This window comes from [Empedobacter] haloabium (assembly GCA_008011715.2).
Taxonomy (GTDB): domain Bacteria; phylum Pseudomonadota; class Gammaproteobacteria; order Burkholderiales; family Burkholderiaceae_D; genus Rugamonas; species Rugamonas haloabia.
In genome coordinates this window covers 4,407,246-4,431,118 of sequence record CP136508.1, presented here as the reverse complement: position 1 = coordinate 4,431,118, position 23,873 = coordinate 4,407,246, and the positions used below count along the sequence as shown (strand labels likewise).

The following is a 23,873-nucleotide window of genomic DNA, read 5'->3' as shown; positions in this document are numbered from 1 at the left end:
CGAAGCGATGACGCGGGATGGCCCTATAGCCGCGTTACCGGCATGCACGGCTGCGCCTCGAAGACGCCGCTGGCGGGATCGTAGGCCACGTCGGGTGGGCAATATTCGATGAACGGCCGCGCATCGAGCTGCAGGCCGCCGGCCAGCCAGTCGCGCGTCAGTGCCAGCCAGGCGCCCGCCATCTGTTCGACCGGCCCGCGCAAGCGGTGCACGGCATACTGCCCGCCCGGCACCACGGTGCGCGCTTTACTGGCCGAACGCAAGCCCGCTCAGGAAGCCCTGGTCGTCACGCATGGCGACACCTGCCTGCACAATGTGCTGGCGGCGAACGGCAGGTTCACGGGGTTCATCGATTGCGGTCGCCTGGGCGTGCTCGATCAAGCGATTCAAAAAGGGCGGCCGCGGCCGCCCTTGCGGGTCAGCGCCAGCCGGCGATCACGCTGCGCCTTGGCGGCGCCGTGCGACGGCGCCGATTGCGAGCCAGCAGTAAGCCAAAGGCCAGTGCGCGGTTGATGTGTTTCTTCTTAGAGACTCCAACGGCGGCGTTGCTGCAAACACCGCCAAGATTGTAAAGACTGCCGCAGCGGCAGGACGGGCGTGACGCCTCGCGACCGGGTTGAGAGACCGCCCGCAGGCATCGCAAAACATGGTTTCCAGGGCCCGTGCCCGCCGCCGGGTCAGCAGCTGTGACGACGTCGCGCCCGCGTACCGATGGCAAGCAGACCGACGCCCAGCATGGCCCAGCTTGTCGGCTCCGGTACCAGGGTCGCGTTGTTGTACGAAGCGGAGTTGGTGAACCCGAGGGTAATCGTGCGTGCTTGCGCCGAATTGTTAACGTACGAGACGCTGAACTGTTCGGTCAGCTCGATGTTCGGGGTCGCGGCCTCCCAGCTGTAATAATGGGCTTCACGCTCGTAGAGGCTTTGGTCGTAATTCGAAAAATAATCGTCAGAAATCGATGCCTGCACGCGCACATTCCAGCGGTCGTCGCTCTTGCCGAGATGGGCGGACAGGGCGGTGTTACCAGTGACCACGAAGCCCGTATACGGAGCAAGCGTGATCCTGGCGGATTGGCTCAGGTAGCTCGACGCGTAGGTTTGTCCCGCCGTGGTGTTGGCGTTGCCGGCAAGGCCGCCGATGTTGCCGTCGAGGGCGGCCGTGGCCACCGCTCCGACGCCCGCAAGCTCCTGGCTCGATGGCGCGTCCAGCGGGCCGAACAGCCACTGGACGTAGGGCGATCGGCCGTCATCCATTTCGAGGAAAAACTCGCTTGCGACGGATTGCACCGTGTAGCCGGCCTGAATGGCGTCGGTCGGGGTAAGGTCGAAGACAGTGAAACTGACGTTCGAAATGCTGGCGGCGCTGGCGCTGGCCTGACCGGCGGCAAAGACGCTGCCAGTGAGCGCAAGGCTCGCCAGGAACGCGGCGTTGATGATGGTTTTCATAATGGCTCCTTGCGGCTGTGCGCTGTCGCGCCAGCCGCTTCGATTGTGGGGTGACCGGGAAATGGTCATCGGCGGACCGGATTCAGCCGGCGTTGCTGGCGCTGTGCGCGGCGTTCCGGCGGGCGGTCCTGATACGGCCTGCGACACCAAGCAGTCCGGCAGCCAGCATCATGTAGGTCGAAGGCTCCGGCACGACCAGGGCGTAGCCTTCGGTCGACAGGCGGTATTGAACGGTAATCGCACGCGCCACGTCGCTCATGTTCGCGAAGCTCACCGCGAAATCGTCGGTCTGGTCGATATCGCGCCAGTGCGGCGACATGTTGATGCCCATTTCGTTGTGATACGTGCCGCCCGCATCGATCGACGCACGGAAGTAGTGGCCCGAGTAGTTGGTCGATTGCGTTCCATAGGCGTGCCCGGTGCTGTGGGTCGAGCCTGTGATCACGAAGGCCGTGCGGGGTGCGACCGTCACGACGAAGGTCTGGACGATGCTTACGTTGAAACCGCCCAGCGCACGTTCGTCCGACTGGGCGGAAACGGCCAGCTCGCCAGGCTGGCCGTACCACGACGCCTGGCCGAACGAGGGACCGTCGGTGATCGTCAGCGTATCCGGCGCAGCGATGCTCCCGGTGACGGTTTGCCACTTGGAGTAGGACTCCCTCAACGTGAAGGTCGTCGTGACGTCGCCCATGGTGTAGCCCGCATCGATACCATCCGCCGGTGCCAGGTCGAAGGTTCGCACCGCCAGGTTCTCCACGCGCGTGCCGAACTTGGTGCCATTCCAGGCCGCCAGCGCCGCTGGTGCGGCCAGCATTCCTGCAACCAGCGCGCCGGCGAGCAGCACGGCGCTTTTTTTATCAGACATTGCATTCCCCAGCGCGGCACCGCTGCTGGCGCCGCCGTCATATTGTTGGACTGCCGCAGCGGCAGGACAGGCCTGTGTCACTATCAAAATAATAGTAATATGGCAACTATCTTGTTGAGCTTACACTGGTTCTTGCTGAGTTGCCAGTGCTTTACGCGACGCGGTTCCCGCAATGTCGGTCGTTATCGCACCGTCGGGCGCAACGGAGCAGAATGCGCGTCGGCTCTTCAACAGTGCTGGCGCCGCCGCGCGGCAGCCCCTCGGGTGGAACTGGTCCAGGAAGACTCTGGGGTATATGTAAGGCGACGTTTGCATAACTCGCGGCAAATCGCTGCAAAGTGTCATAGTCGCCATCGATCCAGTTCCAATCGCCGTCGCCCGTGCCCATCTGGGACACGGTGGCGCCGTTCGCGGCCAGCTGTGCGTAGAACGTACCTGACGAAAGGCTTCGCGCTTCCGGGCTGTAGGCGTCCACGGTTCGATGTGTCGAACCGGTCATGACGAAGGCCGTGTGCGGCGCCAGGGTGACCTGGACGATGCCGGAGAGCGATGTTCAGAGCCGCGTTACCGGCATGCACAGTTCCGCCTCGAACACCCCGGTGGCGGGATCGTAGGCGGCGTCGGGCGGATAATGCTCGACGAACGGCCGCGCATCGAGCTGCAGGCCGCTGGCGGGCAGCCAGTCGCGCGTCAGCGCCAGCCAGGCGCCGACGACCTGTTCGACCGGACCGCGGAAGCGGTGCACGGCATACTGCCCGCCCGGCACCACGGTGCGCATGGGATTGCCCGACAGTGCTTGCTCGGGCGGCACCTCGACCGCCGCGTCATAGCGGCACTGCTCCGGCGCCGTGACAGTGGGGTCATCCAGGCAGATGCCGTAGCGCGGCCGGCCCAGCAGGTTGTTGGTGGCCATCCACGGATAGACGACTTCGCCCCAGAAACGGCCCAGTTCGGGGCCATACGGGCCGGTCTTGCGCAGGTAGGCGACGTGGACGGGATTTCGTTCGGTGATGATGACTTCGATCATGATGCGCTCCTTTCGATTGGTGGAGCCATCATCTTGCCCACCGGTGGCGGCGTCGGCCTGACCAGGCTTGCGGCGTACCTGACTCGTCTTGCTGTCTTGCTGCGCCGCGCGCCAGGCAGTGGGGGGCTGGCCGAAGCGCAGTTTGAACGCGCGCGTGAACGCTTCCGCCGAACCGAAGCCGGCCGCCAGTGCCGCCTGCAGTACCGTTACCTCGGGCTGGGTCGCCAAGCGCGAGGCGGCCGTTTCGACGCGACGGCGGCGCACATGGTCCGCGACTGTCTCGCCCATCCATGCCGTGAACATCCGGTGGAAATGGAAGGGGGAGAAGTGCGCGACGTCGGCCAGTTCCGCCACGCTGAGCTGGCGATCGAGGTGCCGGTCGATATGGTCCAGCACGCGATGCATGCGGCGGTCGTATTCGTGGCGATTGGGGATATTCATGGTTGCTCCGGTCCGGCCTTGGCCGACAAGCTACCGTGCGCTGGCGCCAAAGGCAAGCATGCCTGCGGTCGAGGTCGTGTCCATGTCGGGGTGTGACCCCAGTGGACACGGGCTGGGCCGTAGGGACAAAAAAAGCGCGGATGGCACTTGCGCGCCACCCGCGGGAAGGGGAGGTACTACTGCTACTCTCAGATGCTACTTCTACTGCGGTACTACACTACTACGGGTACTACTACAGCAGTCTCGGCTCCTTGAGACTGCCGGGGGGATCGTTACGTCGCGCCTGCTCCTTACTTCGCGGCGACGGTCAGTTCGCTCTTGACTTCCTTCACGCCTTCGACGGAAGAAGCCGCCTGGATAGCCTTCGTGCCTTCGTCGGTGCTGGCAACGGTGCCAGTCAGTACGACAACGCCTTGTTGGCTCGTCACGCCGATCTGTTTCTGGTCAGCCAGCGCAGCCTTCACCTTGGCGGTCAGCGCGGTGTCGCCCGAAGCGGCGGCCGCACCTGCCATGGCTGCGTCCTGCTGCGGCTCGGCGGCGAAAGCTACGGAAGCTACGCTCAGGGAAGCGGCGGCCAGCAGGGAAGCGATCAGTTTCGAATTCGTCATGGTTACTCTCCAATTTCAATTTAAGGGAACGCCGTGTGACGTTGACAGGGTAAGAGCAAGCGCCGTGCCAGGTCAAAAAAATATATAGAAATCAAGGAGTTGGAAAATCTGTCAAGATTTAATTTTCTGCAAGCAATAAAAAAGGATCGGATTTGTCGCCTGTTGGCGACAGTATCCGACCCTTGATAAGTAAATACTTGATTTGTAAAGATTTATTCTTGTCGCTCGTCAGCGACAGGCGCTGGCTCCCCGCGGAACTGGCTGGCGTTCAGATCGTATTTCTGCAGCAGCCGATAAAACTCCGTGCGGTTGCGCTCGGCCAGGCGGGCCGCGTCGGAAACGTTGCCATCAGTGAGTTTCAGCAATTGCACGAGGTAGTTGCGCTCGAAGCGTTGCTTCGCTTCCGTATAGCTGAGCACTTCCAGCGTCGGTACGCGCAGGGCGCGCTGGATCAGCGACAACGGTACCAGCGGCGCCGTCGCCAGCGCGCAAACGTGCTCGACGACGTTGTACAACTGGCGCACGTTGCCGGGCCACGAGGCCCGCGTCAGCGCCTCCAGGGCGTCCGGCGCGAAGCCGTTGACCGTCTTCTGGTATTTGCTGGCGAGCATGTGCAGGAATTGCGTCGCCAGCAAGCCGATATCCTCGCGCCGCTGGGCCAGCGGCGGCAAGGTCAGCGTGATCACGTTCAGGCGGTAATACAGGTCCTCGCGGAACTGGCCCTCCAGCATCGCGGCATCGAGGTCGCGGTGAGTGGCCGACAGGATGCGCACGTCCACCGGCCGGCCCGCGTCCGAGCCCAGCTGGCGCACCACCCGCTCCTGCAGCACGCGCAGCAGCTTCACCTGCAGCAGCAGGGGCATGTCCCCGATCTCGTCGAGGAACAGCGTGCCGCCGTCCGCCGCCTGGACCAGGCCTTCGCGGCTGGTCACGGCGCCCGTGAACGCGCCCTTGACGTGGCCGAACAGTTCCGACTCCAGCAGTTGCTCGGGAATTGCACCGCAGTTGACGGCGATAAACGGCGCCTTGGCGCGCCGGCTGGCCCGGTGGATGGCGCGCGCCAGCAATTCCTTGCCGGTGCCGCTCTCGCCACGGATCAGCACGCTGGCATCGGACGCGGCCACCAGGCGTGCCTCGGCCAGCAGCTCGGCCATCGACTGGCTGCGGCTGATGATCTCGCTGCGCCAGTTGTCGTCGCCCGTCGTGCGCACGGCCGACGGCGCCGTCAGGGACAGCGCCTGCTCGATGCGTTCCAGCAGCACCTTGGCGTCGAACGGCTTGGTCAGGTAGGCGTAAGCGCCCAGCGACGTCGCCTCGACGGCATCGGGAATGGTGCCGTGCGCCGTCAGCAGGATGACCGGGAGCGCCGGATACTGGCTGCGAATCTGTTGGAACAGGGCCATGCCGTCGCGCTCGGGCAGGCGAATGTCGCTGATGACGAGGGCCGGCAGTTCGATCGAGATGCGTGCCAGTGCGGCCTCGGCGCTGCCGACCGCGGTGACGCGGTAACCGTTCGCCGTCAGCCGCATCGACAACAGGCGCAGCAGGTCGGGATCGTCGTCGACCAGCAGCAGGTGGGCTCCGGTCGCCATCAGCGCCCCCCGCGGACGGGCCGCTCGTGGGGCGCACCGGCAGGCCGCGCTCGATGGCCTTCAGCGCTTCCAGCGTATCGCTGAGCTGGTCGGACTTGCGCTGCGTGTCGCGCAACTGGGCGGTCACGCGGTCGACGCTGTCGGACAGGCGGCGGGCCTCGCCGCAATGGCTCGACAGCAGCTGGGCCAGCGGTTTCAGGCCGTCCGCTTCCGGTTCGGTGGCGTTGGCCACGCTGTCGAACAAGCTCTGGGCGCGGGCAAGGTCGCCGCCGCCGCGCGTCAACATCAGGATCATGCCGGTCTGCAGGGTGATCTTGGGCGTGCGCTGCTGCAGCGTGATGCCGGACAGTTCCTTCAGCAGCTCGCCCTGCGTCATGCGCCGCAGCGACTGGTGGTAGGCCAGCAGCGGTGCCACTTCGTCGGGCGGGGCCACGGGCGCGACCGCCACGGGCAGCGGGGCCACCCGGGGTGTCAGCGGATAGTGCAGCGACGCCAGTTGCTTTTGCGCGCAACCTCCCAGCAGCAACGCCAGCGGCAGGCACACCAGCAGGCGCGTAGAAATATTAGTCATAGGGCAGTTCGATACGGAAATGAGCCCCCTTCGACGAGGGCATGAGTTGCAGGCTGCCGCCATGCACGCTGACATACTCGCGCACGATGGACAGGCCGATACCGTTGCCGCGGCGGGCGCCCGGCGGTTGGCGTTCGCCCTGGTAGAAGGGCTCGAAGACGCGTTCGGCGTCCTGCGGGGCCACGCCCGGGCCCTGGTCGATACAGTCGAGCTGCAGCAGCTTGCCGCGCGACGCGCGCGCCACGTCCAGCGTGAAACGGATGGTGCCGCCTTCGGGACTGAAGCGCACGGCATTCGACAGCAGGTTGCTGATGACGATGCCCAGCTTGTCCGCGTCCACGGCGATCGGCGGCGCGCTGCCGGCCATCGCCACCGTCAGGCCGCGCGCCTGCCACTGCAGGCGCTGGCTGTCGACGATCCGCTCCAGCAGTTCGCCCATGTCGGTCGGCTCGCGCCGCAGGGTCTGGGCCTCGAAACTGGCAGCATTGTAACGCAGCAGGTCTTCGATTTGGGTCTGCAGCGATACCGTATTCTGGCGCAGGATGCCGGCGATTTCGCGCTGGTTGGGGCTGAGCGGACCGGCCACCTCGTCCTCCAGGAGGGCCACGCCCTCGACCAGCGCGGCCAGCGGTGTCTTCAGCTCGTGCGAGATATGGCGCAGGAAACGCGACTTGTCCGCCTCCAGGTGCGCCAGGCGCTGGCGCAGCCAGTCCAGGTGACGGCCCAGCCGGCGCAGGTCGGCCGGCCCGTAGACGGCGATCGGCACGTCGTAACGGTTGCCGCCCAGCCGGGAAATGGCGTTCTCGATCTGGCGCAGGGGCCGCGCCAGCCACAGCCCGAACGCGAGCGCCAGCACGGCCGCCAGGCCGATGGACGCCGCCACCTGGCCTTTCAGGATCGTGCGGCGCTCGTCCAGTTCGGCCAGGATCGCGGCGTTGCGCCGGTCCACCTCTTCCTTGACGCGTTCGGCCAGCTCGTCATTGATTGCCGGCAGTTGGGCCAGCGCCGCGTCCAGACGCAACTGGCGCGCGTTGCGGCGCTCGCGCGGCATTTCCATTGCCTGCCATGCGGCCTGGCCATTGCGGCGCCAGTCGGCGAAGGCGCTCGGTTCGGCGCCGGGCAGGGCGCCGGCAATCACGTCCAGCGCGGCCAGCGCGTCGCGCCACGCTTCGGCAAAGCGTTCGCGGAATGCCGGGTCGTCGAGCACCAGGAACTGGCGCGCGCTGCGCTCCATCGCCACGCTGCGCTCGGCCAGCTGTTGCGCGCTCGCCGTCAGCATGATCGCATCGTTGCTGATCGCACGGCTCTGCGCCGCCAGCCGCTCGAGCGTCAGCAGCGCCTGCACGGACGTGGCGCCCAGCAGTACCGCGATCAGCAGAAAGGCACCCAGCAGCAACTGGCGGAAGGAAAGCTTCAGGGACATACAATTCAGGGGTGCGCGGTCGGCAATATGTCAATAATGTTAACTCCGGAATGATAGGGGAAAACGGCACTGTCGAGTGCGCAATTTGTTGATTGCTGGAAATAAACTATTGTTGCCTCAGGCAAGCAGGATGGCCGTGCCGGGCACGGATCCGGCAGTGCGATGGCCGTCAGCGCAGGCAGCGCTGCAGGAATGCCCCGATACGATGCTCGTATTCGGCAGGGGCGAACCCGTGCAGGTCGCCATGGGCGGCTCCGGCAACGACCCACAGGCGCTTGCGGGCCGGCGCGGCGGCGACCAGCCGCCGCGTCTCGGCCCGCTTGCGGCGTCACCTCGATCAGCGACGTACCAATGGCCCACAGGGCACAGGGCGGCACGGCCGCGAGTGCGAAGGCGGCGAGGAACAGGGAGGGGCGCATCTGGCATTAAGGCTTCGATAAGCCGGCAAGGATAATTTCACCAGATTAGCATTCACCGGTATCGAACAGGAAGACGATGCGAAGAGCAGTACGATTGTTATCGGCCGCCGTGGTCGCGGCCATGATCCTCGCACTGCTGTGCGTTCTTGCGATCGTGTTTCCCCAGCCGGCGTTCGCCTACCGCATCGCCTACCAGAACTACGAGCTCTGGTCGGACCGGCCGATTCCGCGCGCGATCGAGCCGGTGCTGGACGACGTCACGCGGCGCTGGCGCACGTCGCCGCTGTATGACCGCGCCACGCCGGCGCGGATATTCATCTGTAACGAGCCCTGGCGCATGTGGTTGTACGGCATGCACTTCAGCACCCGTTTCGGCGGCGTGGCGGACGTCTGGCTGACCCGCCACGTCGTCATCCGTGCGGCCGATATCGAAGCGAACCGCATCGTGCCGCCCGGGCCGGGGCCGATCGCCGACGCGGCGCAGCGGCCGCTGTCCTACTTCATCGCCCATGAGCTGACGCACAGCGACGTCTCGCGCCGTTTCGGCCGCACGGTGATGCTGCGCTATCCCGAGTGGCTGCTGGAGGGGTTCGCCGACTATGTGGGCAAGGCCGGCGACTTCAACTACATCGCCAACCGGGCCGCCTTCATCGCCGGCGCGCCGGAGCTGGACCGCGGCAAGAGCGGCCTGTATCGGGGCTATCACCTGAAGGTCGCCTACCTGCTCGATAAGCGGGGCTGGCCGCTGGAGCGGTTGTTTGCCGAGACGCCGGGCGATGCTGAACTGGAGCGCTGGTTGCGGACCGACCCATAGTCCGGCCGGTCCCGGCCCGATGCGCGTCAGTCGTCCAGGTTCCAGACGTACTGCATGCGGGTCCATGACTCGTAAGCCACCCCGTCCACCGTGCCTGGCTGGAAGCGGCACAGCGACAAGCCCGCCTGCGCCGCGCGATCCAGTTCGCGCGAGCCGCTCGATCCTTCCACTCTCGATTGCACCACCTTGCCGTCCGTGCCGATCAGCAGCGCCAGCGTGACGGTGCCCGTCTCGCCGTTGCGCAGTGCGTTGCGCGGATAGTCCGGCCGCTTGCAGGCGCGCGCGTCGACGACCGGCGCCACCCGCACGGGCGCCGCGCGGGCCGGTACCTCCACGGCCGGGCCCACTGCCGCGCCGACGGCTGGCGTAACGGTCGGCGGCGTATCGGTAGCGATGCCCGTTGTCAGTTGCGGCGGCGGCTGCTGCGGCGTGAAGTCCTGGATGGGCGGCACCGCGATCGGCGGCGGGCTCGATGGCGTGGGCAGCGGCACCGGCTCGGGCAGCGGCGGCGGTTCCACCGGTGGCGGGACCAGCACGTCGATGACGCCAGGCGGCACGATCCGGTTCAACGTGATCGTGTTGTGCTGCAGCGCGACCAGGGCGGCGCCCAGGTGCAACAGGACGACGACAGCGATGCCGGTCGGGTTTCTCTTTGGTTGGGCCGGGTTGAAGTCCATTTTTGCTCTCCTGATGGAAGCCTGTATTGCCAGGCAGTGGAAGTATACTATTCCATGATCTAGCAATAACGGAAGGGATTTCTTTGCCCGGAGCTGCCATGGTATCCTGCCGCCGTCGGGAATCGATATTTGCCAGGAGGTGGAAATGAATAAGCCGGAGCGCATTCGCGTCATGCTGGCGGACGATCATCCGATCGTGATGGGGGGCTTCGCCATGTCGCTGGCGGGACCGGATATCGAAGTGGTGGCGCAGGCACGCAGCCCGGAGGAGGCCATCGCGACATACGCGGCGCAGCGCCCCGATGTGCTGATCCTCGACATCCGCTTCGGTGCGCAACTGACGGGGATGGACGTGGCCCGCCGCCTGCTGGCCGACTACCCGGAGGCGCGCATCGTGTTCCTGACCCAGTTCGACCAGGACAGCCTGGTCAAGGAGTGCTACCGCATCGGCGGGCGCGCCTTCATGACCAAGGATTGCGACCCGGAGGAACTGGTCACCGCCGTGCGCCGCGCCCACCAGGGTGAGTTGTACTTCATGCCGGCGATCGCGGAGCGGCTGGCCAGCCTGTCGGTACGAGGTGACGAGTCGCCGCAGGCGCTGCTGGACGAGCGCTCGCTGGCGATCTTCGCGCTGATGGCCGAAGGGCTAACGAATGCGGAGATCGCCGAGCGGCTGGACGTGTCCAGCAAGACGATCAGCAATGCCAGCCAGACCATCAAGGACAGGCTCGGCGTGCACCGCGCGGCCGACATCACGCGCCTGGCCGTGCGCCATGGCCTGATCCAGCCCTGACGTGGCGCGCGCGACCTCGGGCGGCTGGCGGCCGTGGCGGCGCTGGAGCACGCGCACGCGGCTGCTCGTCATCACCATCGCGCCGGTCGTCGCCATGTGCCTGGCGTTCCTCTGGTACAGCTACCAATCGCGCCAGCAGGAAGCGCGCGCCGAGCTGGCCGAGCGCGGCCAGGTACTGGCGCGCGTGCTGGCCGACAGCAGCGAGTACGCCATCGTCTCGGGGCGCTACGAAGGCCTGCAGCGCACCATTCGCGACGTGCTGCAATCCGACGCGGCGATATGGCAGGTGGCGCTGTTCGACGCGCGCCGGCGTCCGCTGCTGCGCCTCTCGGGGCGCGCCGTCGGCGCGCCCGAACGACGCTACTACGAGGCGCCTGTCGTCAAGCGTGTGATCTGGATCGCCACGCCGGCGGCGCCCGCCGGCCAGCAGGGCATGACGATCGAAACGGTGGGGTACCTGCAGGTGCGCATGGCGCCCCAGGCGCTGCTGGCAAGGCAGGCGCACCGCTTTCAGGTGGAGCTGCTGGTGGCGTGCGCGGGACTGCTGCTGTGCGGCGCGCTGGCGTTCCGGCTGTCGCAGGGCTTCGACACGTCGCTGCAGGCGTCGCTGGCGGCATTGCGCGCAGCGGACGCGGAAAAGCGCCAGCTGCTGCGCCGCGTGAACACCGCCGTGGAGGCCGAGCGCCAGAGTATCGCGCTGGAGATCCACGACGAGCTCAATGCCGTGCTGGTGGCCGCCCGGCTGGAGGCGCAGCGCATCGCGGCGCTGGCGCGCGACGTGCAACCGCCCACGCTGGCGCAGGACATCGGTACGCGCGCACAGACGATCGCGCGGCTGGCGCTGGGCCTGTATAACAGTGGCCGCGCGCTGGTGCGCCGGCTGCGGCCAGAAGTGCTGGACATGCTGGGCCTGCGCGGCGCCGTCGAGGAAATGGTGCGCCAATACGAGGACAGCCATCCCGATTGCCGCTTTGCCTGCCAGGCGGACGAAGACCTCGACGGCATCGCGCCCGAGGTGGCGATCACCGCCTACCGGGTGACGCAGGAAGCGTTGTCGAACGTGGTCAAGCACGCGCGCGCGCGCCACGCCCACGTGCGCATGGCGCGGCGCGGCGGTATGCTGCACATCGAGATCGAGGACGACGGCACGGGCTTCGACGCCGCTGCGCGGCGGGAGGGCATCGGCATCGCCGGCATGCGCGAGCGCGTGCAGGCGCTCGACGGCAGCTTCGCGCTTGCAAGCGACCCGGTGGCCGGCGGCACGCGCATCGCCATCGCATTGCCGCTTTAGCCGCGCGCGCCGGCGCACTGCCGGTAGCGCAAAGCGATACCGTGCGCTACAGCATTGTTCGTGCGCCGGTTGTCCTGTATGTTGTCGTTTCCCTCAACCTTGACCGTACTCACATGAGCCAGGCGAGCCAGTTTTCGCTGTTGACGCAGCGCCGTTTCGCACCCTTCTTCTGGACCCAGTTCCTGGGCGCCTTCAACGACAACCTGTTCAAGACGGCGCTGATCGTCGTGCTGACCTTCGACGCGGCCAGCTGGACGACCTTGTCGCCATCGCTGGTGACGAACCTGATTCCCGGCCTGTTCATCCTGCCGTACGTGCTGTTCTCGGCGACGGCCGGCCAGGTCGCGGAGAAGTTCGAGAAATCGGCGCTGGTCAGGTTCGTCAAGTGGCTGGAGATCGCCATCATGGGCCTCGCGGCCGTGGGCTGGATGACGCATACCCTGTGGCTGCTGATCTTCGCCATCTTCGCGATGGGTACGCACTCCACGCTGTTCGGTCCCGTCAAGTATGCCTATCTGCCGCAGCAGCTGCGGCCGGAAGAGCTCACCGGTGGCAATGGCGTCGTCGAAATGGGCACCTTCGTCGGCATCCTGCTGGGCCAGGTGTTCGGCGACGTGATCGTGATGCACCAGGGCCTGGGCATCGCATTCGTGGCCGCCGCCACGGTGGGCTTCGCCGTGCTGGGCCTGCTGGCCAGCTACCGCATTCCCGTCACGCCCGCACCCGCGCCGGACCTGAAGATCGCCTGGAATCCGCTGGCCGAGACGGTGCGCAACCTGCGTCACTCGGCCGGCAACCGCACCGTGTTCCTGTCCATGCTGGGCAATTCCTGGTTCTGGTTCTACGGCGCCATGGTGCTGGCCCAGTTCCCGGTCTACGCGATGACCTACCTGCACGGCGACCACAGCGTGTTCGTCCTGCTGCTGACGGTGTTCTCGCTGGGGATCGGCGTCGGCTCGCTGCTGTGCGAACGGCTGTCCGGCCACAAGGTGGAGATCGGGCTGGTGCCGTTCGGCTCGATCGGCCTGTCGCTGTTCGGCATCGACCTGTATTTCGCCAGCCAGGGGTATACGAACACGGCCACGGTCGACGCGTTCGGCATGCTGGCGCAGCAGGGCAGCTGGCGCATCGTGTTCGACGTCGTCATGATCGGCATCTTCGGCGGCTTCTTCATCGTGCCCCTGTTCGCGCTGATCCAGCTGCGCTGCGATCCGCGCCACCTGTCGCGCACGATCGCCGGCATGAACATCCTGAACGCGCTGTTCATGGTCGCCGCGGCCGGCGTGGCGATCGTGCTGCTGGGCCAGGGCCTGACGATTCCGGAGCTGTTCCTCGCGACCGCCGTGCTGAACGCAGTGGTGGCCATGTACATCTTCTCGCTGGTGCCGGAGTTCCTGATGCGCTTCCTGGCCTGGCTGCTGATCCACACGGTGCACAAGGTGAAGGTCATCGAGAAAGGGCGCATCCCGGAGCAGGGCGCCGCAATCCTGGTGTGCAACCACGTCAGCTACGTGGACGCCGTCGTCATCATGGCGGCCAGCCCGCGCCCGATCCGCTTCGTGATGGACCACCGCATCTTCAGGACGCCGCTCTTGGGCTGGATTTTCCGCACCGCCAAGGCGATTCCCATCGCGCCGGCCAAGGAAGACCCGTGGCTGCTGGAGAAGGCCTACGTCGACATCGCCCAGGCGCTGCACGAGGGGGAGCTGGTGTGCATCTTCCCGGAAGGGCGGCTCACGACGACAGGCGAAATCAACGAATTCAAGGGCGGCATCGCCAAGATCGTCGAACGCTCGCACGTGCCGGTGATCCCGATGGCGCTGCGCGGCCTGTGGGGCCACCTGCTCAGCCGCAGCAACGACAACCTGCTGGAGCGCGCCTTCCGCAAGGGCCTGCGTTCCCGCCTCGCGCTGGCGGTCGGCACGCCGGTGGCGCCGGCCCACGTGACGCCGGAGCTGCTGCAACGGGAAGTCGCGGCGCTACGCGGCAGCTGGAAGTGACGGTTACAATATCGGCGCATAGCAAATTCTCAACAAAATGATCACAACCAGGTGCCCGGGCGATCCGCAATTCGCTAGCATGGCGTTTTGCCATCGCGCGCGCCGCGCCACGACATGAAAGACGAGCCACGATGAACCGATACTGGAAATCCGCACTCTCCGCCGCCATCCTCGCCCTGCTGGCCGCCTGCGGCGGCGACGACGACGATCCTGCCGGCACGCCGACAGGTGCGACCCCTACTGCCTACGCGCGCCAGTTCACCACCGACTTCACGCGCGATACCGACGGCTGGACGCCGGAATCGAGCGACTACACGACGGCCACCGCGCCGAGCGGCGTGGTGGTGGAGCAACGCGTCACCGACCAGCTGGGCCTCGGCTATCCGGCCGGCAGCAAGGCGCTGTACGTCAGCGCCCGCAACAACAGCAGCGATACCTTCGTCTACCTGAAGAAGCAGCTGACGGGCTTTACCGCCAACACCAGCTATACGGTGACGTTCACCGTCAACCTGCTCACCATCGCACCGACGGGTTGCCTGGGCGCCGGTGCCACGCCGGGTGAATCCGTCTGGGCCGTGGCCGGTGCCGCGCCGGCCGAACCCAAAGCCGTGACCGAGGGGAGCAACGTCAAGTTCAGCCTGGACAAGGGCAACAACGGCACGGCCGGCGCGACGTCCGTGGTGCTGGGCGACATCGGCAACGGCCGCGGCTGCAGCCTGCCGCAGCAATACACGCCGAAACTGTACCGCAACGTCGCCGGCCCGACCGTCAAGGCGGACGCCGAGGGCAAGATCTGGGTCTACCTGGGCATTGACTCGGCCTATAACGACCTGTCCAGCGTCTACCTGCAGAGTGTGACGACGTCCTTCGTACCCGTGACGACGAGCTGATTTCCCGTCCGGACAATCGAGCCTCCCGCGCCCCTGGCCCGGGAGGCTTTTTGTTATCCGATGCGCCATCGAACGCCCGGTAACAGGTGCCTGTCACCGTCGGGTCTTGTTTGTGCTCCGCACGCTTCTAGCTCAGCAATATTTCCATCGGGCCATCTTAATGACCGCACGGTCACTAGCTGCAGAAGTTTCTGATTTGTATTAGAATGATCGTTCATTCTACCTGCACGACCCTTCTCGAACGAAAGTGACCGTATGAAGAACACGCTCTACAGCCCGCCGCTGCGGTCGGCCGGCATCCTTTTCCTCGCATGCGCGGCGGCGCTGACCGCCGGCTGCGACTCAAACAAGCAGGCGGCCGGGCCCGGTGCCGGCGGCAAGATGCCGCCACCGCAGGTCGGCGTCTATACGGTGACGCCGCAGGCGCTGCCCGTCGTGACGGAGCTGCCGGGCCGCACGTCCGCTTACCAGGTGGCCGAGGTGCGTCCACAAGTGGGCGGCATCGTGCAGAAGCGCCTGTTTACGGAAGGCGCCGACGTCAAGGCCGGCACGCCGCTGTACCAGATCGACCCGGCCACCTACCAGGCCACCTACAACCAGGCCAAGGCCACGCTGGCGCGCGCGAAAGCCAACCTCCTGACCTCCGGCCCGAAAGTGGCGCGCTACAAGGAACTGGTCGAGATCGAAGGCGTCAGCCGCCAGGATTACGAGGACGCGGTGGCCGCCAACGCGCAGGCGAAGGCGGACGTGGAATCGGCCCAGGCCGCGCTGGAGACGGCCCGCATCAACCTGGAATACACCAAGGTGTCGGCCCCGATCTCGGGCCGCATCGGCCGCTCCGCCGTGACGCCGGGCGCGCTGGTGACGGCCGGCCAGGCCTCGGCCATGACGACCGTGCAGCAACTTGATCCGATCTACGTGGACGTGACGCAGTCGAGCGAAGAGCTGATGCGCCTGAAGCGCCAGCTGGAGTCCGGCGGCGTGAAGAAGGCCGGCGAGCAGGCCAGGGTGACCTTGAAACTGGCCGACGGCAGCACCTACGCCCAGCCAGGCAAGCTGCAGTTCGCCGACGCCAGCGTCGATCCGGCCACCGGCAACGTGACCTTGCGTGCACTGTTCCCGAACCCGAAGCAGGACCTGCTGCCGGGCATGTTCGTGCGCGCCGTGGTGGAAAACGGCATCGACGAAAAAGCCATCGCCGTGCCGCAGCAGGGCGTGACGCGCAATCCGAAAGGCGAGGCGACGGCGCTGGTGCTGAACGGCCAGGGCCTGGTCGAGCAGCGCGTGCTGCAAACCGCCGGCACGCTGGGCGACAAGTGGCTCGTCACGGCGGGTCTCGCCGCGGGCGATCGCGTGATCATCGAGGGCGTGCAGAAGGTCAAGCCGGGCGCCCCGGCGACGGTGGCGCCGGCGACGGCCACCACCGCTTCCGCCAAGCCCGCGGCCCCAGCGGCCCAAGCGGCACACTAAGCAGGAGCACAACTCATGGCAAGATTTTTCATTGACCGGCCCATCTTCGCATGGGTGGTCGCGATCGTCATCATGCTCGCGGGGGTACTCGCGATCATGGGACTGCCGATCGCGCAGTACCCCAGCATCGCACCGCCGTCGATCTCGATCAGCGGCTCGTATCCGGGTGCCTCGGCCAAGACCGTCGAGGACGCGGTAACCCAGGTCATCGAGCAGAAGATGAAGGGCATCGACGGCCTGCGCTACATGGCGTCGTCGTCCGACTCCACCGGCGGCATCAGCATCACGCTGACCTTCAAGAGCGGCACCAACCCGGACATCGCCCAGGTGCAGGTGCAGAACAAGCTGCAGCTGGCCACGCCGCTGCTGCCCACCGCCGTCACGCAACAGGGCCTGGTGGTCTCGAAAGCCACCAAGAACTTCCTGATGGTGCTGGGCTTCGTGTCGGAAGACGGCAAGATGAACAACGCCGACCTGGGCGACTACGTGGCGGCCAACGTGGTCGATCCGCTGTCGCGCGTGCAGGGCGTGGGCGACGTCACGCTGTTCGGTTCCCAGTACGCGATGCGCATCTGGCTCGACCCGACCAAGCTGCAGAGTTTCCAGTTGACGCCGGCGGACGTGACCGCGGCCGTGCAGGCGCAGAACGCCGAGGTGTCCGCCGGTGAGCTGGGCGGCGCCCCCGCCATTCCCGGCCAGCAGCTGAACGCCACCGTGACGGCGCAAAGCCGCCTGCAGACCGCCGAGCAGTTCGGCGCGATCCTGCTGAAGACGATGGAGAACGGCGCCACCGTGCATTTGCGCGACGTGGCCAAGATGGAACTGGGCCGCGAGAACTACAACACGGTAGCCCGCTTCAACGGCAAGCCCGCCGCCGGTATCGCCATCAAGCTGGCCACCGGCGCCAACGCGCTCGACACCGCCGAAGCGGTCAAGCAGCGCATCGACGAGATGAGCAAGCTGTTCCCGCAAGGGATGAAGGCGGTCGTGGCGTTCGACACGACGCCGTTCGTCAAGCTCTCCATCGAGGAAGTGGTCAAGACGCTGGCCGAGGCCATCGTGCTGGTGTTCCTCGTCATGTACCTGTTCCTGCAGAACTTCCGCGCTACCTTGATTCCGACGATGGCCGTGCCGGTCGTGCTGCTGGGTACCTTCGCGATCCTGTCCGCGCTGGGTTATTCCATCAACACGCTGACGATGTTCGCGATGGTGCTGGCGATCGGCCTGCTGGTCGACGATGCGATCGTCGTGGTGGAAAACGTCGAGCGCGTGATGACGGAGGAGGGCCTGTCGCCGAAGGAAGCGACGAAGAAATCGATGGGCCAGATCTCCGGCGCCCTGGTCGGCATCGCGCTGGTGCTGTCCGCCGTGTTCGTGCCGATGGCCTTCTTCGGCGGCTCCACCGGCGTGATCTACCGCCAGTTCTCGATCACGATCGTCTCGGCCATGGTGCTGTCCGTGCTGGTGGCGATGATCTTCACGCCGGCGCTGTGCGCCACGTTCCTGAAGCCGGTCGAGAAAGGCCATCATCTGTCCAACCGCGGTTTCTTCGGCTGGTTCAACCGCAACTTCGAAGCGGGTACCAACAAATACCAGGGCTGGGTCGGCAACATGATCCGCCGCAGCGGCCGTTCGATGGTCGTCTACGCCGTACTGCTGGCCGTGCTGGCGCTGGTGTTCATGCGCCTGCCGACCTCCTTCCTGCCGCAGGAAGACCAGGGTGTGCTGTTCTCGCAGATCCAGTTGCCGACCGGCGCCACGCAGGAGCGCACGCTGAAGACCATCGAGAAGGTCGAGCAGCACTTCCTGCAGAACGAGAAGGGCAACGTGGCCTCGATGTTCGCGGTGGCTGGCTTCTCGTTCGGCGGCAACGGCCAGAACACGGGTATCGCCTTCGTCAAGCTGAAGGACTGGTCCGAGCGCCATGGCGCGGAAAACCGCGTCGACGCGATCGTCGGCCGTGCCATGGGCGCGTTCTCGCAGCTGCGCGACGCCATGGTGTTCGCATTCGCGCCGCCGGCCGTGCTGGAACTGGGTAACGCGTCCGGCTTCGACCTGCAGCTGCAGGACCAGGGCGGCGTGGGCCACGAGGCGCTGATGGCGGCGCGTAACCAGCTGCTCGGCATGGCGTCGCAGAACAAGGCGCTGGTGGGCGTGCGTCCGAACGGCCAGGAAGATACGCCGCAGTACAAGATCACCGTCGACCAGCAGAAGGCCACGGCCCTCGGCCTGAGCGTGGCGGACGTGAACAAGGTGCTGTCGGTGGGCTGGGGCTCGGCCTACGTCAACGACTTCATCGACCGCGGCCGCGTGAAGAAGGTGTTCATGCAGGGCCAGGCCGATGCGCGCATGGTGCCGGAAGACCTGAACAAGTGGTTCGTGCGCAACGCCTCGGGCGACATGGTGCCGTTCTCCGCCTTCGCCCATGGCGAGTGGAGCTATGCGTCGCCGCGCCTGGAGCGCTACAACGGCCTCTCGTCCGTCAACGTGCAAGGCAGCCCGGCGCCGGGGGTGTCGTCCGGCGTGGCGATGGCCGAAGTGGAGAAGATGCTGGCCCAGCTGCCGCCGGGGATCGGCTATGAGTGGACCGGCCTGTCGGTGGAGGAGCGCGAATCGGGCTCGCAGACCACGTCGCTGTACGCGATTTCGATCCTGATCGTGTTCCTGTGCCTGGCCGCGCTGTATGAAAGCTGGTCGGTGCCGTTCTCCGTGCTGCTGGTGGTGCCGCTGGGCGTCATCGGTACCGTGCTGGCCACCTGGGGCCTGCACCTGTCGAACGACGTCTACTTCCAGGTGGGCCTGTTGACGGTGGTCGGCCTGTCGGCGAAGAACGCGATCCTGATCGTCGAATTCGCCAAGGACCTGCAGGACGCGGGCCGCGACCTGCGCGAGGCGACGCTGGAGGCGGTCAAGCTGCGCCTGCGTCCGATCCTGATGACGTCGATCGCGTTCGGCCTGGGCGTGCTGCCGCTGGCCGTGGCGAGCGGCGCCGGTTCCGGCAGCCAGAACGCCATCGGCGTGGGCGTGCTGGGCGGGATGCTGACGGCGACGTTCCTCGGCATCTTCTTCGTGCCCGTGTTCTTCGTGCTGGTGCGCAGCTGGTTCGCCAGCCGCGCCAAGCCGGCGCCGGGCGCGGATGCAATCGTGAAGGAAGCACACTGATATGAACAAGTCATTGATTACGGCGGCCGTTGCCGCATTGCTGGCCGGCTGCAGCCTGGCGCCTGTCTACGAGCGCCCGCAGCTCGCCGTGACGCCGGCGTGGCCGCAGGGCGACGCCTACCAGCCGGCCGCGCGGCCGGGCGAAACGCGCGCCGCGCCGGACATCGGCTGGCGCGAATTCATCAGCGACGACAAGCTGCGCCAGCTGGTGCAGCTGGCGCTGGACAACAACCGCGACCTGCGCGTCTCGGTGCTGAACATCGAGCGCGCCCGCGCCCAGTACGGCGTGACGAGCGCGGCCCGGCTGCCGCAGGTGAGCGCGGCGGTGGGGCAGACGGCGCAGCGCGTGCCGGACAACCTGAGTCCGAACGGCGATGGCTATATCACCCGGCAGTACAGCGCCAACCTGGGCATCTCGGCGTTCGAGCTGGACCTGTTCGGGCGCGTGAAGAACCTGTCCGAGGCGGGGCTGCAGCAGTACCTGGGCACCCAGGAAGCGCGCCGCGCGCAGCAGATCAGCCTCGTGGCCGAAGTGGCCAACGCCTGGCTGACGCTGGCGGCGGACCAGGAGCGCCTGCGCCTGGCGCAGGACACGCTGAAGAACCAGCAGATCAGTCATGAGCTGAGCCGCCGGCGCTTCGCGGCCGGCGCCACCTCGGGCCTGGACATGTACGAGGCGCAGCAGAGCGTGGAGTCGGCCCGCAACGACATGGCCATCTACACGGCGCAGGTGGCCGCCGACCGCAACGCGCTGGCGCTGCTGGCCGGTGCGCCGGTGCCGCCCGAGCTGCTGCCGCAAGGCGCGCTGACGGCCGCGACGCAACTGGCCGACCTGCCGGCCGGCGTGCCGTCGGACGTGCTGCAGCGCCGGCCGGACGTGCTGTCCGCCGAGCGCACGCTGCAGGCCGCGAACGCCAATATCGGCGCCGCCCGCGCCGCGTTCTTCCCACGTATTTCGCTGACGGCGACGGCGGGCAGCGCCAGCACCGCGCTGTCCGGCCTGTTCAAGGCCGGTTCGGGCGCGTGGAGCTTCGTTCCGCAGGTGACCTTGCCGATCTTTACTGCCGGCGCCAACCAGGCCAACCTGGACATCGCCAAGGCCGAGCGCGACATCGCACTGGCGCAGTACGACAAGGCGATCCAGTCGGCGTTCCGCGAAGTGGCGGACGCACTGGCCCAGCGCGGCACCCTCGACGAGCGCGTGGCCTCGCAGGCGGCGCTGGCCGAGGCGTCGGCCAAGAGCTACCGGATCTACGAGGCGCGTTACCAGAAGGGGGCCGATTCGTACCAGACCTCGCTGACGTCGCAGCGCAACCTGTACGCGGCGCAGCAGGGCCTGATCACGGCGCGGCTGGCCAAGGCGACCAACCAGGTCACCTTGTACAAGGTGCTTGGGGGCGGGTGGCAGTAGACGCTGCAAACACCGGTGTCAGGCACCTATCTTGGGGCCTTCCGGCCCCAAGATAGGTGCCTGACACCAGGGGTCTCTCAAGTCAGCAGCGGTGGCGACCACTCCAGGCTGTTGTGCAGCCCGTTGGCGCCGCGCAGCACGAAGCCGCAGCGCTGGAACAGCCGGTAGGCCGGGCTGCTCAGCAGCAGGTCGAGGCGGACCGGCACGCGCATCCGCACGCCCTGGGCCTGCAGGCTGCGCAGCAGGCCCTGGCCGATGCCGCGGTTGCGGTATTCGGGCAGCAGGCTGATGTCGAGGATGCGGATCTCGTCGGCGCCGTAATTGACGTACAGGCTGCCGATGGGGCGGTCGCGCTCGAAGATGACGGCGATGTCGCCATACGGGTACACGGCGCGCAGCTGCGCCTGGCGTGCCCGGAACTGCAGTGCCACCAGCAAGGCCTCGGTGCGGGCGTCGCACCCGTCCATGCGCTGGTCCGTACTGCGCGTGCTGGCGTACAGCTGTTCCAAGAACCGCTGGTCGGCGTGTTCCACCGGCCGCATTTCGATGGTACGGGAAGGGGAGGTCCGGGTAGCCATGTACTTTCCTGAAAAGACGACGTTGGCGAAAGCGGGACTGCGGTAGAAATAATAGCATCAGCCGGACAGGCGGGTGCCGTCCGTTTGACAAACCGGGACAGCGTGCCCACAGTTACGGCCGAGAGAATCGGGACCACACAGTATGACCACTTCAGAAAAGCGCCATTCCGACCCCGAGCGTGCCCGCAGCCGGCGCCGCCAGGTGCTGGACGCCGCCGCCGCATGCTTCGGCCGCAGCGGCTTCCACGGGGCCAGCATGGCGGAGATCTCCAAGGCCGCGGGCATGAGTGCCGGCCACATTTACAACTACTTCGACGGCAAGGACGCCATCATCGCGGCCTTCGTCGAGGAAAACGTCGAGCGCGTGTCGGCGCTGCTGCGCGACCTGGAATCGCGCGGCGACGTGCTGCAGGCGCTGCTGGACGACGTGCCGAAAAGCGTGCTGGAGCACCTGGATCGCGAGGTCTGGAAGCTGCCGCTGGAGATCACGGCGGAGGCGTCGCGCAATCCCACCATTGCCGCCGTCGTGCACGATGCCGACCGGCGCACCCGCGCCATCTTCCGCCCGCTGCTCAAGGCCGGCCGCGAGCGCCATGGCCTGGCGGCGGACGATGCCCTGCTCGATGGCCGGATGGACGCTATCATCACGGTGTTCCAGGGCTTGAGCGCGCGTGCGCAGCACAACCCGCATATCGACAACGACGCGCTGATCGCCTCGATCCACGTGGCCATGCGCGCGTTGCTGTTTACCTGACCACCACCTGCCGGAGCATCATGACCCGATACGTCTTCCCGCCCTACCTGCCCGCCGCGCTGTTCGTCGCCGGCACCGACGAGCGTTTCCCCGTCCGCCGCGTCTACTGCGTCGGCCGCAACTACGCCGGGCATGCACGCGAGATGGGTTCCGACCCGAACCGCGAGCCGCCGTTCTTCTTCAGCAAACCGGGCGACGCCGACGGCGTCGTCGCGGTGGCGGCCGGCACCACGGCCGAGCTGCCGTTCCCGTCGCGCACCAGCAATTTTCATCACGAGTGCGAGCTGGTGGTCGCCATCGGCAAGGGCGGTGCCAATATCGCCGTCGCGGACGCGCCGGGCCACATCTATGGCTACGCGGTCGGCTTCGACATGACCCGGCGCGACCTGCAGGGGCAGATGAAGGACGCCGGCCGGCCCTGGGAGATCGGCAAGGCCTTCGACCATTCGGCGCCGGTCGGCGTGCTGCATCCGGCCGCCCAGGTTGCCGGCATCGGCCAGGCGGCGATCCAGCTGCGAGTGGATGGCGTGACGAAGCAGGAAGGCCGCATCGACGACATGATCTGGTCGATCGCCGAGACGATCGCCAACCTGTCCACCCTGTTCACGCTGCAGCCGGGCGACCTGATTTTCACGGGAACGCCCGAAGGCGTGGGCGCCGTGCAGCGCGGCCAGCTGCTGCAGGGGCACGTGGACGGCTTGACGGAGCTGGCGGTGCGCTACGTCTGATCTTCCATGCGGGTGGCAAGCGCCCGCAGTCCCGCCAGGGCGCCTGCCGCCAGCCCCACGTCGCGTGCTCCTGCCACCTGCCATTCGCGCGGATTGAGCCGCACCAGCCGTCCGCCGGCCTGTACGACCTGCTGGCTGAAATAGCGCACCGATGGCACGGCCGTCCCGGCGCCGAGCTCGATCACGAGCGGCCGCCGCACCCGCGCCAGCCAGGCCTGCAGTCGCGCCGCCTGGCGCGCGCTGCGCTCCTCGACCCAGCCCCAATCGCCGAACATCAGGATGTTCGGGCGCGCCAGGCCGCCGCAATGCGGGCAGGTCGGCGCCGCGTTGCGCAGCCGGCAGGCATCGGTATCGACGTCCGGCACGAAATCGTCGGCCGGCCAGATGGCCTGCGTGCACGGCCCCAGGCATTGCAGGTGATGGATCGAGCCGTGACATTCGTGGACGCGCTGCTCGTCGAAGCCCGCTGTCTGAAACTGGCCGTCGACATTGCTGGTGAAGACGTGGCAGCCATGCGCCATCCGCTCGCTCCACGCCCGCAGCAGGGCGAAGCCCGCATGCGGCACCGTGGCACGGTACAGCGCCAGCCGGTGACCGTAGAAGCCCCAGGCCAGGGCCGGGTCGCGTTCGAACGTCGCGGGCGAGGCCACGCTGGTAAAGCTCATGCGCGCGCGGCCCAGGGCGGGGTAGGCACGCCAGAACCCGGCATCGCCGCGAAAGTCGGGCAGGCCGGAATCGACACCCATGCCGGCACCGGCCGCGACGACCAGGCCGTCGGCCTGGGCAAGCAGTTCTGCGGCGCGGTCGAGCAGGGCGGGGTCCAGAGGGTTGTCGGTCGTCATGCCGCGATTCTAGCGCTGCCTCGCAGCTCGCGGCAGTGCCTGCCGTCGTGCAAAAGACCATAGCAAAAACTC

20 protein-coding genes and 2 pseudogenes are annotated in these 23,873 nt (G+C 66.9%); 12 read left to right on the top strand and 10 right to left on the bottom strand.

All coding sequences use genetic code 11. The features are described from left to right. Nucleotides 1-23 precede the first annotated feature (23 nt). Complete coding sequence (locus tag E7V67_019350) at nucleotides 24-263, bottom strand: hypothetical protein (GenBank protein WUR11841.1); 240 nt, start codon at nucleotides 261-263, stop codon at nucleotides 24-26. 10 nt (nucleotides 264-273) lie between these two features. Between E7V67_019350 and E7V67_019345 the strand changes: the two are divergent. Then, a pseudogene (locus E7V67_019345) lies at nucleotides 274-378 on the top strand (phosphotransferase). Between the two features lie 299 nt (nucleotides 379-677). On the opposite strand, the gene E7V67_019340 reads toward E7V67_019345, so the two are convergent. The 5 genes from E7V67_019340 to E7V67_019320 all read right to left on the bottom strand — a co-directional run bounded on the left by E7V67_019340 (nucleotide 678) and on the right by E7V67_019320 (nucleotide 5,978). Beyond that, on the bottom strand, nucleotides 678-1,445 hold the full coding sequence (locus E7V67_019340) for a PEP-CTERM sorting domain-containing protein (GenBank protein ID WUR11840.1): 768 nt from the start codon (nucleotides 1,443-1,445) through the stop codon (nucleotides 678-680). A gap of 82 nt (nucleotides 1,446-1,527) precedes the next feature. After that, complete coding sequence (locus E7V67_019335) at nucleotides 1,528-2,310, bottom strand: PEP-CTERM sorting domain-containing protein (GenBank protein ID WUR11839.1); 783 nt, start codon at nucleotides 2,308-2,310, stop codon at nucleotides 1,528-1,530. 553 nt (nucleotides 2,311-2,863) lie between these two features. Beyond that, nucleotides 2,864-3,778, bottom strand: a complete 915-nt coding sequence (locus E7V67_019330; GenBank protein WUR11838.1) for an AraC family transcriptional regulator — start codon at nucleotides 3,776-3,778, stop codon at nucleotides 2,864-2,866. A gap of 290 nt (nucleotides 3,779-4,068) precedes the next feature. Then, nucleotides 4,069-4,386: a BON domain-containing protein gene (locus E7V67_019325; GenBank protein WUR11837.1), complete on the bottom strand. Its 318-nt coding sequence runs from the start codon at nucleotides 4,384-4,386 to the stop codon at nucleotides 4,069-4,071. A gap of 212 nt (nucleotides 4,387-4,598) precedes the next feature. Continuing rightward, entirely contained in the window at nucleotides 4,599-5,978 is a 1,380-nt protein-coding gene (locus E7V67_019320) for a sigma 54-interacting transcriptional regulator (GenBank protein WUR11836.1), read from the bottom strand. 53 nt (nucleotides 5,979-6,031) lie between these two features. Between E7V67_019320 and E7V67_019315 the strand changes: the two genes are divergently transcribed. Beyond that, nucleotides 6,032-6,376, top strand: a complete 345-nt coding sequence (locus tag E7V67_019315; GenBank protein WUR11835.1) for a hypothetical protein — start codon at nucleotides 6,032-6,034, stop codon at nucleotides 6,374-6,376. Nucleotides 6,377-6,541: 165 nt separating this feature from the next. Here the strand turns inward: E7V67_019315 and E7V67_019310 are convergent. Next, nucleotides 6,542-8,006 (bottom strand): annotated as a pseudogene (locus tag E7V67_019310) (ATP-binding protein). 506 nt (nucleotides 8,007-8,512) lie between these two features. On the opposite strand from E7V67_019310, the gene E7V67_019305 reads away from it, so the two are divergent. Continuing rightward, a complete protein-coding gene (locus E7V67_019305) occupies nucleotides 8,513-9,205 on the top strand; it encodes a hypothetical protein (GenBank protein ID WUR11834.1) in 693 nt (230 codons plus the stop codon). Between the two features lie 26 nt (nucleotides 9,206-9,231). On the opposite strand, the gene E7V67_019300 is transcribed toward E7V67_019305, so the two are convergent. Continuing rightward, a complete protein-coding gene (locus E7V67_019300) occupies nucleotides 9,232-9,882 on the bottom strand; it encodes an energy transducer TonB (GenBank protein ID WUR11833.1) in 651 nt (216 codons plus the stop codon). Between the two features lie 145 nt (nucleotides 9,883-10,027). On the opposite strand from E7V67_019300, the gene E7V67_019295 reads away from it, so the two are divergent. The 7 genes from E7V67_019295 to E7V67_019265 all read left to right on the top strand — a co-directional run bounded on the left by E7V67_019295 (nucleotide 10,028) and on the right by E7V67_019265 (nucleotide 20,899). Further along, nucleotides 10,028-10,675: a response regulator transcription factor gene (locus tag E7V67_019295; GenBank protein WUR11832.1), complete on the top strand. Its 648-nt coding sequence runs from the start codon at nucleotides 10,028-10,030 to the stop codon at nucleotides 10,673-10,675. A 1-nt stretch (nucleotide 10,676) separates the two neighbouring features. After that, on the top strand, nucleotides 10,677-11,966 hold the full coding sequence (locus E7V67_019290) for a histidine kinase (GenBank protein ID WUR11831.1): 1,290 nt from the start codon (nucleotides 10,677-10,679) through the stop codon (nucleotides 11,964-11,966). Between the two features lie 113 nt (nucleotides 11,967-12,079). After that, the gene (locus E7V67_019285) at nucleotides 12,080-13,966 is read left to right on the top strand and encodes an MFS transporter (protein WUR11830.1); all 1,887 of its coding nucleotides are present in this window, start codon (nucleotides 12,080-12,082) and stop codon (nucleotides 13,964-13,966) included. 131 nt (nucleotides 13,967-14,097) lie between these two features. Continuing rightward, nucleotides 14,098-14,856, top strand: a complete 759-nt coding sequence (locus E7V67_019280; protein WUR11829.1) for a hypothetical protein — start codon at nucleotides 14,098-14,100, stop codon at nucleotides 14,854-14,856. Nucleotides 14,857-15,111: 255 nt separating this feature from the next. Then, the gene (locus tag E7V67_019275; GenBank protein ID WUR11828.1) at nucleotides 15,112-16,326 is read left to right on the top strand and encodes an efflux RND transporter periplasmic adaptor subunit; all 1,215 of its coding nucleotides are present in this window, start codon (nucleotides 15,112-15,114) and stop codon (nucleotides 16,324-16,326) included. A 15-nt stretch (nucleotides 16,327-16,341) separates the two neighbouring features. Then, nucleotides 16,342-19,488 carry an efflux RND transporter permease subunit gene (locus E7V67_019270; GenBank protein WUR11827.1) on the top strand — a complete coding sequence of 1,049 codons (3,147 nt, stop codon included), beginning with the start codon at nucleotides 16,342-16,344 and terminating at the stop codon, nucleotides 19,486-19,488. A 1-nt stretch (nucleotide 19,489) separates the two neighbouring features. After that, on the top strand, nucleotides 19,490-20,899 hold the full coding sequence (locus E7V67_019265) for an efflux transporter outer membrane subunit (protein WUR11826.1): 1,410 nt from the start codon (nucleotides 19,490-19,492) through the stop codon (nucleotides 20,897-20,899). A 77-nt stretch (nucleotides 20,900-20,976) separates the two neighbouring features. On the opposite strand, the gene E7V67_019260 is transcribed toward E7V67_019265, so the two are convergent. Next, the gene (locus tag E7V67_019260) at nucleotides 20,977-21,477 is read right to left on the bottom strand and encodes a GNAT family N-acetyltransferase (protein WUR11825.1); all 501 of its coding nucleotides are present in this window, start codon (nucleotides 21,475-21,477) and stop codon (nucleotides 20,977-20,979) included. Nucleotides 21,478-21,619: 142 nt separating this feature from the next. Here E7V67_019260 and E7V67_019255 point away from each other — a divergent pair, with 142 nt between their 5' ends. Together E7V67_019255 and E7V67_019250 are read left to right on the top strand one after the other, a co-directional pair. Then, nucleotides 21,620-22,231 carry a TetR/AcrR family transcriptional regulator gene (locus E7V67_019255; protein ID WUR11824.1) on the top strand — a complete coding sequence of 204 codons (612 nt, stop codon included), beginning with the start codon at nucleotides 21,620-21,622 and terminating at the stop codon, nucleotides 22,229-22,231. Nucleotides 22,232-22,251: 20 nt separating this feature from the next. Further along, nucleotides 22,252-22,959, top strand: coding sequence for a fumarylacetoacetate hydrolase family protein (locus E7V67_019250; protein WUR11823.1), 708 nt, complete (start codon nucleotides 22,252-22,254; stop codon nucleotides 22,957-22,959). Here the strand turns inward: E7V67_019250 and E7V67_019245 are convergent. Beyond that, the gene (locus E7V67_019245; protein ID WUR11822.1) at nucleotides 22,950-23,801 is read right to left on the bottom strand and encodes a Sir2 family NAD-dependent protein deacetylase; all 852 of its coding nucleotides are present in this window, start codon (nucleotides 23,799-23,801) and stop codon (nucleotides 22,950-22,952) included. The genes E7V67_019250 and E7V67_019245 overlap by 10 nt on opposite strands. Between the last annotated feature and the right edge of the window lie 72 nt (nucleotides 23,802-23,873).

Coding starts and splice junctions, on each gene's coding strand:
- E7V67_019330 (WUR11838.1), bottom strand. CDS start 3,778: ATGAATATCCCCAATCGCCACGAATACGACCGCCGCATGCATCGCGTG.
- E7V67_019305 (WUR11834.1), top strand. CDS start 8,513: ATGATCCTCGCACTGCTGTGCGTTCTTGCGATCGTGTTTCCCCAGCCG.
- E7V67_019255 (WUR11824.1), top strand. CDS start 21,620: ATGACCACTTCAGAAAAGCGCCATTCCGACCCCGAGCGTGCCCGCAGC.
- E7V67_019325 (WUR11837.1), bottom strand. CDS start 4,386: ATGACGAATTCGAAACTGATCGCTTCCCTGCTGGCCGCCGCTTCCCTG.
- E7V67_019265 (WUR11826.1), top strand. CDS start 19,490: ATGAACAAGTCATTGATTACGGCGGCCGTTGCCGCATTGCTGGCCGGC.
- E7V67_019280 (WUR11829.1), top strand. CDS start 14,098: ATGAACCGATACTGGAAATCCGCACTCTCCGCCGCCATCCTCGCCCTG.
- E7V67_019295 (WUR11832.1), top strand. CDS start 10,028: ATGAATAAGCCGGAGCGCATTCGCGTCATGCTGGCGGACGATCATCCG.
- E7V67_019270 (WUR11827.1), top strand. CDS start 16,342: ATGGCAAGATTTTTCATTGACCGGCCCATCTTCGCATGGGTGGTCGCG.
- E7V67_019250 (WUR11823.1), top strand. CDS start 22,252: ATGACCCGATACGTCTTCCCGCCCTACCTGCCCGCCGCGCTGTTCGTC.
- E7V67_019300 (WUR11833.1), bottom strand. CDS start 9,882: ATGGACTTCAACCCGGCCCAACCAAAGAGAAACCCGACCGGCATCGCT.
- E7V67_019245 (WUR11822.1), bottom strand. CDS start 23,801: ATGACGACCGACAACCCTCTGGACCCCGCCCTGCTCGACCGCGCCGCA.
- E7V67_019285 (WUR11830.1), top strand. CDS start 12,080: ATGAGCCAGGCGAGCCAGTTTTCGCTGTTGACGCAGCGCCGTTTCGCA.
- E7V67_019335 (WUR11839.1), bottom strand. CDS start 2,310: ATGTCTGATAAAAAAAGCGCCGTGCTGCTCGCCGGCGCGCTGGTTGCA.
- E7V67_019315 (WUR11835.1), top strand. CDS start 6,032: ATGGCCTTCAGCGCTTCCAGCGTATCGCTGAGCTGGTCGGACTTGCGC.
- E7V67_019260 (WUR11825.1), bottom strand. CDS start 21,477: ATGGCTACCCGGACCTCCCCTTCCCGTACCATCGAAATGCGGCCGGTG.
- E7V67_019340 (WUR11840.1), bottom strand. CDS start 1,445: ATGAAAACCATCATCAACGCCGCGTTCCTGGCGAGCCTTGCGCTCACT.
- E7V67_019320 (WUR11836.1), bottom strand. CDS start 5,978: ATGGCGACCGGAGCCCACCTGCTGCTGGTCGACGACGATCCCGACCTG.
- E7V67_019275 (WUR11828.1), top strand. CDS start 15,112: ATGAAGAACACGCTCTACAGCCCGCCGCTGCGGTCGGCCGGCATCCTT.